General features: G+C 52.3%; 8 protein-coding genes. All 8 read right to left on the bottom strand.

The window, feature by feature from the left end; all coding sequences use genetic code 11:
• Positions 1 to 1323, bottom strand: a 1323-nt coding sequence (locus tag JW814_04435; protein MBN2070687.1) for a V-type ATP synthase subunit A, incomplete at its 3' end; no start/stop codon positions are given.
• A 37-nt stretch (positions 1324 to 1360) separates the two neighbouring features.
• Positions 1361 to 1711 carry a hypothetical protein gene (locus JW814_04430; GenBank protein MBN2070686.1) on the bottom strand — a complete coding sequence of 117 codons (351 nt, stop codon included), beginning with the start codon at positions 1709 to 1711 and terminating at the stop codon, positions 1361 to 1363.
• A gap of 21 nt (positions 1712 to 1732) precedes the next feature.
• Entirely contained in the window at positions 1733 to 2695 is a 963-nt protein-coding gene (locus JW814_04425) for a V-type ATPase subunit (protein MBN2070685.1), read from the bottom strand.
• A gap of 13 nt (positions 2696 to 2708) precedes the next feature.
• Entirely contained in the window at positions 2709 to 3302 is a 594-nt protein-coding gene (locus JW814_04420) for a V-type ATP synthase subunit E (GenBank protein ID MBN2070684.1), read from the bottom strand.
• Between the two features lie 36 nt (positions 3303 to 3338).
• A complete protein-coding gene (locus JW814_04415; GenBank protein MBN2070683.1) occupies positions 3339 to 3812 on the bottom strand; it encodes a V-type ATP synthase subunit K in 474 nt (157 codons plus the stop codon).
• Between the two features lie 21 nt (positions 3813 to 3833).
• Complete coding sequence (locus JW814_04410; GenBank protein MBN2070682.1) at positions 3834 to 5807, bottom strand: V-type ATP synthase subunit I; 1974 nt, start codon at positions 5805 to 5807, stop codon at positions 3834 to 3836.
• A gap of 46 nt (positions 5808 to 5853) precedes the next feature.
• Positions 5854 to 6171, bottom strand: coding sequence for a hypothetical protein (locus JW814_04405; GenBank protein ID MBN2070681.1), 318 nt, complete (start codon positions 6169 to 6171; stop codon positions 5854 to 5856).
• A 195-nt stretch (positions 6172 to 6366) separates the two neighbouring features.
• The gene (locus tag JW814_04400) at positions 6367 to 7569 is read right to left on the bottom strand and encodes an HDOD domain-containing protein (GenBank protein ID MBN2070680.1); all 1203 of its coding nucleotides are present in this window, start codon (positions 7567 to 7569) and stop codon (positions 6367 to 6369) included.
• Between the last annotated feature and the right edge of the window lie 33 nt (positions 7570 to 7602).

Here is a 7602-nt window from a genome sequence, read left to right as displayed (position 1 = left end):
ATGATATAATGAATAGCTGGTCAACCAGCCGATGGCAGGGAAATGCCTTTCGAAAGCAAGCTGGTCCTCGAGCGCCCAGAAGACCTTTACCACCTTGAGAGTAGCCTGGACTACCGGGTCTGACAGATCCCCCCCCGGAGGCGACACGGCACCGATCACGCTGAGAGTCCCGATCCTTTCATCGCTCCCCTGGCATACGACGCGCCCCGATCTCTCGTAAAAATCGGCTATTCTCGACGGAAGGTAGGCTGGATATCCCTCTTCTCCGGGCATCTCTTCGAGCCGCCCGGACATCTCCCTCATCGCTTCGGCCCATCTCGAGGTCGAATCAGCCAGCACGGCGACGTCGAACCCCATATCCCTGTAATATTCAGCTATCGTTATGCCGGTATATACCGAAGCTTCGCGGGCTGCGACCGGCATATTCGACGTGTTGGCTATCAGGACCGTTCTTTCCATTAGCGGCCTGTTAGTGGCCGGATCGATAAGTTCAGGAAATTCCTGGAGTACATCGGTCATCTCGTTTCCACGCTCTCCGCAACCGACATAGACTATTATGTTGGCATCGGACCATTTTGCAAGCTGATGCTGGACAACGGTCTTTCCGGCCCCGAAAGGTCCGGGTACGGTAGCCGAACCTCCCTTCGCGATCGGGAAGAGCGTATCGATGACACGCTGCCCTGTCACAAGAGGAACCTCTGGAACGAGTTTTCTGGTTATCGGCCTTGGAGTACGGACCGGCCATCTGTGGTACATCGTAACGTCCTGGATCTCTCCATCGGCGTCGATCTGCGCTATCACATCCTCGATCGTATATGTCCCAGCCTCGGGTTTCTTTACGAGAACGCCTCCCTTAAGAGTCGGCGGGACCATTATCCTGTGGTTGATCAGCTCGGTCTCCTTGACCTCACCGAGGATATCTCCCGCCTTTATCTCCTGGCCTTCCGAGAGCGACCCGGAAGGAACGAACTCGAACTTTCTTTCCCTGTCGAGGCCGTTGATATTGATACCCCTTGTTATATACGACCCCGCTTTTTCGTATATCTTGTTCAGCGGCCGCTGGATCCCGTCGTATATCGACTCGAGAAGCCCGGGGCCAAGCTCGATGCTGAGCGACTGGCCAGTACCAACGACCTTCTCTCCCGGTCCAAGGCCTGAAGTGTCCTCATAGACCTGGATATACGCCTGGTCGCCGTGCAGCTCGATGATCTCCCCGATCAGCTCGCGATCGCTGACCTTGGCTACCTCGAACATGCTCGCTTCATCCATGCCCTCTGCCACGATCAGCGGCCCCGATACCTTGATTATCCTTCCAGCGCCCATTTGTCACTTCTCCTTCTAAGCTTTGCGTTCTTTCATCTCAATCAGCCGTTCCCGATATATCCTGTCCCACCGCTTTTATTACAGCTTCGCGCAGTTCCTGAAAAGCCACTCCCGCAAGAACGGGAGAATCATCTTCCCATTTCGCGCCATGTATATCGGGTATGACGGTTATGACAGGAAAGACCCTCCTGGACCTGTCCTGTATAAGTCTTTTGTATTTTCCAAAGACCTCCTCTGTAACGAGAATGATCTTGAATCTGCGCTGTATGACTTCCTGAAACTTCTCCTCCGTCAACTCCCCGCCCCTCGTCTCGTAGACTTCGCATCCTAATATCCTGAAATATTCGATCGAATCAGAATTTCCTATTACCGCTATATTCGCTGCCACCGGGGCACTCCTTTTTAAACGTCAGGATATTACCGCTTCGATTCTCTCCATGATGATCTTCTCGGGAAGATTGTTTATTTTCCCCGTAAATATCTGTCTTAGCAGGCTCGATTCCCTCTCGCGCATCTGAATATGGTAGATCACCGGCATCAGGTCGAAAAATCTGTACCTGCTCTCTCCGATCATCTCAAGAAGTTGCGCGTCAAAAAGAGCGCCTACCTTCCATAAAGGCGTATTCCTGTCCAGGCCTTTCCTGACGAGCCCCCTGTAACTGGTCACTCCGAGATAATTATACATTTCGTCCTCCGGCTCTTTCATCAGAGCATCGAGGACCTGCGCTTCGATCTCACCCCCGGCGATCCACATGCCACCATGCCTGGCCCTTCTCAGGCCGGTACGCCTGAACCTGATGAAACTCTTAAGGTTCCGAAGATCGATCCTGTTTACCGTATACCGGCGCGCCCCTTCGCCCGGAGCACTGTCAAGAAGAAATCTCCATTTGAGGCTTTCGCCTTCATATTCCACAGACTGGGCGTCATCGGCCGATTCGAACCGTAAAAGTCTTTCATGCATCCGTTTGAGATATTCCGGCAACCAGATGATCACTCCGTTTCTGACAGCCTGTTCGACAGTTTCGGGAGGAACAAGCCCGAACCGGTTCAGGTAAGGCTCCCTGCCCAGTATCATAGCTTTCCAGAGGTGGGTCATGTTGTCAAAATCGTATCCGGCGCGAATAAATCCGGAAAGTCCTTCTTCATGAAGAAGACTTTCAATCAGTTCGAGGATAGCGATCGTCTCATTCTCGATCCCTTCTTCGAACTGATCTGCCGAGATGACCGCTTCGAAGCCGGTGAAAAACTCCCTTACCGATCCAAGAATGGAATCGCCGGGTGAACGTACCAGCCTCTGGAACCATGCCGCGTCGGGCCTCGAAGCTTCGAGAGCGCGCATCCTGGCTACAGCATATGTATAGTCCTGAGCCAATTGAGACCTCCAGCTACTTCACAGCGAAAAGTGAAGCGGCGATCTTTGGTTCGATCTTTTCTTTCAGCTGATCGAAAATGACTTCAAGAGAAAGATCGACTACTCTCCTGCCTTCCCTCAATACCACTCCCCACGAGAATTCTCCCGGATCGGCAGAGAGGGTGAAACTGCCCCCACCCTCGAACTTTTTGTTCAATTCGTCGATGTACCTATCAGAAAATATTCCCCGCTGCGACGAGGAGACTATTATCTCTTCCTTTCCCGAGACTGCTTTGTCCAGGATAAGATCGCGCAGGATCCTCCCGGTCTCTTCAGCGCCGAGTTTTTCGATCCTTTTTTTCGCGTCGGTGTAAATCTTTTCGAGGACATCCCTTTTTTTCTTCAGAACGACTTTCTTCAGTTCGAGCTGTTCGTTGACTATAAGGTGTTTCTCTTCCTCCTGCGCCTTTTTCCCGGCATAAGATCTCAGGCGGTCTTTCAGCTGTCCGGCCTTTTCGAGATATTCTTTCTTCACCGCCCGCGATTCAAGCTCCCCGGCATCGAGTATCTCCCTGACCGTTCTTTCGGCGTCACCAGTAATCCGTTCAAATATCTTCTCAATAGCCATCTTACTCATCCAATCCTTTTATCAGGCGCGACAATATCATCCACCCAGTGAGATCTTCTGAAGAAGAAGGATCGTCCCGAGCAGACCGAGTACGGCATAGGTCTCGACGATGACAGCGAAGACCATTCCCTTGCCGACTTCACCGGGCCGCTTCGCGACGAGGCTACAGGCCGCCGCACAGACTTTCCCCTGGTACAGCCCCGAGACAAGCCCGGTCAGAGCCACCGGCAGGGCAGCCCCCAGGATAGCAAGGCCTGAGCCTACAGTGACACTTCCGAGATCTCCCAGGGCGGGCAATTTGTTTATGATCATAAAGAGCGCGACCAGCCCATAGATACCCTGCGTTCCAGGCAGCGCCTGCAGTACGAGCAGCGATCCGAATTTTTCGGGATCCTCACTGACCACTCCATTGGCTGCCTGCCCGGCTACTCCGGTTCCAAGAGCAGATCCTGCTCCGGCGAGGCCGGCGGCGAGGGCGGCGCCAAGGATCACCAGCATAAAACCCATCATATTTCTCTCCTTCCTTGAGACTTATGATCTGTTATCCGTTTTTTTAAGCACAGAAAATTTTCTTTCACTCTTGAATGGCCTGAACTCCCTGCCTCCGCCGGTAAAGAATTTTGAAAAGAACTCGAGGTACTGAAGCCTGCCCGAATGTACAAAGGCGCCGAGAGTGTTAACGGCCAGATTGAATGTATGGCCGCCGATCAATATAAGTATCATGGCTATATAACCGGTATAAAAAGGCATCCCCTTGACCATCGCCGCGATATCATTTACGGCGATCGCGATAGCGCTTGTCGCCAGGCCAAGCGCCAGAAGACGGGCGTAAGAGAGCACATCCCCGAAATACCCTATTACATCGTAGAACCTGACCAGGCCGGTCAGGATTTTCTTTACGAAAGATCCCTGTCTGCGTCCGCCGGTAAGGAAGATGACAGCGGCAAGGCCGACCGATCCCCACTTGCTCACTTCCATCACCTGATCGGGAAGTGATCCATTGAGGATACCGGTATATCCAAGCGGAGCAAGGACGATCAGGAAAAGCATCCAGACCAGGTCGTCGAAGACCGCGTCGGAAAAGAGTTTCGCTCTGATATTGGCAACGAATCTTACTCCCATGCCGAATATCATATGAACAAGTCCCATTATAAACGAGATATTGAGCATCTTCATCGGTTCCCGGAGGGGATCGATGAAAACAAATTTTTGCAGCCAGGGAGGGAAAACACTAGCGTTCAACCCGAATACGCCTCCAGCTATGATCCCGACTCCCGCCGTCACAAGTCCCCCGACAAAAAGGACTCTCATCAGAAGACCCGCTCCGCCTGATGGCTTGAATCTCATTATTATTACCGCCGTCAGCGCGGCAAGAGTCAATCCGTACCCCGCATCTGTCAGGCACATCGCGAAAAAGAGGATAAAAAACGGAGCAAGAAGGGGTGTCGGATCGACCTCCCTGTATATCGGACGGCCGTAGAGAGTCGTGACGAACTCGTAAGGCCGCGAGGCTCTGCCGTTATCGAGACAAATCGGAGGCTCTTCGTCTTTAAGCGGCTCGCGGAAAACCACTTCGATCTCGTCCACTTTCTTCAGGAACTCTTTTTCAAGCCGTTTTCTGTCAAGAGCCCTTACCCATCCCTCCAGGATGAATGTACTGTCAGTATAATAGAATCTTTCCTCGACCGATGAGAGGCCGATCATTTCCCGATAGTGATCGGCAAGCAGGCAGATCTCGTCGCGCCGCGAGGCAAGAGCACGGGCGCGTTCCTCGGCCCGGGCTATATTCTCCCTGTATTCCGAACGCAATCCCTCCTGGGCGTCTATTATCGCGGCGGGGGTCCCTTCCAGTTTTTCAAACCCGTGATGATGCGCCCCTGTCTCCTTCATCGCCTCGATCACTTCCGCGTATAACTCGTTGGCAACGATCACCGCAATGTAAGATTTACCGTTTTCCCTGTGAAATTCAGAGCAATCGCAGAATTCAAATCTCTCCCTGAAGCGTTCAAGGTTCCGATCGGCCACCTTGTCCTGGATCGTCCAGAACTGGACATTATACCCTTCGGTCTTAAGATCCTCGAGTGGAACGTCAAGATCCCTCCACGGAGTCAGGGACCCTGCAAGCTCGGCGCTCCTCGCCAGGGAATCGCTCATCGAGCGTATCGTTCCCTGGAGCGTATTGCACTCTTCGTAGACCTGCTCCACCGACACTTTCTCCGCCAGGTCGGCAAGCTTACCTTCGGATATCTCCAGTGGCACCCTTGCCACCTTCTCAAAGAATGTAAGCGGCTCTGAGTATCGATCAAGGAATTCGATCACAGATTCAGCCTGCTCGAGTTTCGCCTGGATCTCCCTGAGATCTTCCTGTCGGGGTGAAGAATCGCCGTCTTCGAAAGAGACGTCCGTGATCTCGACCACGCCGGTCTCTCTTAAATACGATTTTATCTCATCCTTGAGCGCTGTGTGTCCGAGGATCTGGACCTTCAGCATCCGGCTTACTGCCACGCCGAACTCCTTCCGTGGCTGCTGGGGCCAATCTCATACTCGTCCGTCAGATACCTTTTTGAAATTCCTCTATGATAATGTCGATCACTTCTTCGACCTTTTTCCCCGCCGTCTGTTCCAGGGTGGAAATGATCTTTTCACTATCGCCGCGAAGCAGATCGATCTTCGCTTCGGCTGTCTTTTTTGCTTCGGCGATCATCGACCGCTTCAGTTCATTTCCCTCGATCTGAGTCTCCTCCAGGAGTCTTTCCCCTTCAGCCTTAGCATCCTCGACATTCTTCTCCGCCTGTATCCGGGCTTCCGCTATGGAATCCCTGGCTCTCTGTTCCCTGGAACGTATCTCCTGCAGATGTTCTTTTACCATCTATCGCTCCCGCTTACAGATATCGTCGGACAGTTTGCCTCTCGATCTGTCCCTCCGGATTGAATCCGGATAATACAACATACCAGATATTCGTCCAGTCAAAAAAAAATCTTGAGATAATAATTGCGACTGACATCGACAAAGTAGCACAAGGGCTTGGATTCCTACAACCTGATAATCGGCCGCGCTGTTACATTATTTGCCGGCCAGTATCTCAGTCGTCCAGTCGAGCGCGCGAAGATATGCGCTGTTTAAAAGCTCTTCGCTGATCTCACCGCCACCGAGTTCATTCCATTCCCATCTCTCGTGGGCGATGACTGAAGCGAGGGAATTACCCAGAAAGCCTTTCCTGATAAGGAGGGCATCCTTGATCTCGTCGGCAAGGGGCAGCATGGGAAGTATCTCGCCCATAGGCACCGAAAGAAGCGCGTCGAGAACTGAAAAGAGTCCCGTGATAAAACCGCGTTCCGCTGATTCGGGATCGAGGTCTTCGGTGATGATCTCGCACATCTTTCCCCTGATCATGGCGACTGTCATCAATTCACCCGACGATTCCTCGATCTTCGAGAGAAGCAGAAGGGATAGCCATGATCTGATCCTCTCAAACCCGAACATCACGACAGCCTCGTGGATCGATTCGATCTTCCTCGATAACGAGAAACTCGCCGAATTCATCAACCTGAGAAGTTTATAGCTGATCGACACGTCATGGCTTATTATCTCCTTGATCTCCGTGACGGTCACGTCGGGATCATGGAGCCTGGCGAGAAGGCGCATTATCGAGGCCGATGACGACGGCATCCGTTTTCCCTTTACAGTATTCGGTTTTTCAAAAAAGAACCCCTGGAAATAATCGACGCCAAGTTTATAACAATACTCGTATTCCGCCATCGTCTCGATCTTCTCGGCGACTATCTTCAGACCCCGCTCCTTAAGTTTCTCGACCAGGAGGACCAGTCGGCCCGGTCTTATCTGCCTTATATCTATTTTTGCGATCTCGGCGATATCGATCAGGTTGCTGATGTGGTCGATGTCGACCACGTCGTCAAGAGCCAGCCTGTACCCCCTGGCCGCGAAATCCCTTATCGAATCGACCAGGCTCTTGTCAAGCGTCATTCCTTCAAGGATCTCGACGACTATCTTTTCAGGATCGAGGGGAAAGGGGAAATCTCCCCTGAAAAATCCTTCGGAGAGATTTATGAAAACGAGCCTGTCGCCGGCAAGCCGCTCGAGCCCGATCGACATGAAAGTGTTCAGAATGACCTGCGATGAAGCATCGTTATTATCGGTTATACAGGCGTGCAGATCTTCCTCGCTGGCCCGGTAAAGAAGCTCGTACCCGATGACATTCAGTTTTTTGTCGAATATCGGCTGCCTGCCGACAAATATCTCGGTCATTGCCTTCCCCTGACGAAAAAACCGGGTAGTACC

It is taken from the genome of Candidatus Krumholzibacteriota bacterium, assembly GCA_016932415.1.
Classification (GTDB): Bacteria; Krumholzibacteriota; Krumholzibacteriia; order Krumholzibacteriales; family Krumholzibacteriaceae; genus Krumholzibacterium.
The sequence above is the reverse complement of the archived record's forward strand: the minus strand, read 5'-3'. Positions and strand labels throughout refer to the sequence as shown.

Coding starts and splice junctions, on each gene's coding strand:
- JW814_04415 (MBN2070683.1), bottom strand. CDS start 3,812: ATGATGGGTTTTATGCTGGTGATCCTTGGCGCCGCCCTCGCCGCCGGC.
- JW814_04400 (MBN2070680.1), bottom strand. CDS start 7,569: ATGACCGAGATATTTGTCGGCAGGCAGCCGATATTCGACAAAAAACTG.
- JW814_04420 (MBN2070684.1), bottom strand. CDS start 3,302: ATGGCTATTGAGAAGATATTTGAACGGATTACTGGTGACGCCGAAAGA.
- JW814_04405 (MBN2070681.1), bottom strand. CDS start 6,171: ATGGTAAAAGAACATCTGCAGGAGATACGTTCCAGGGAACAGAGAGCC.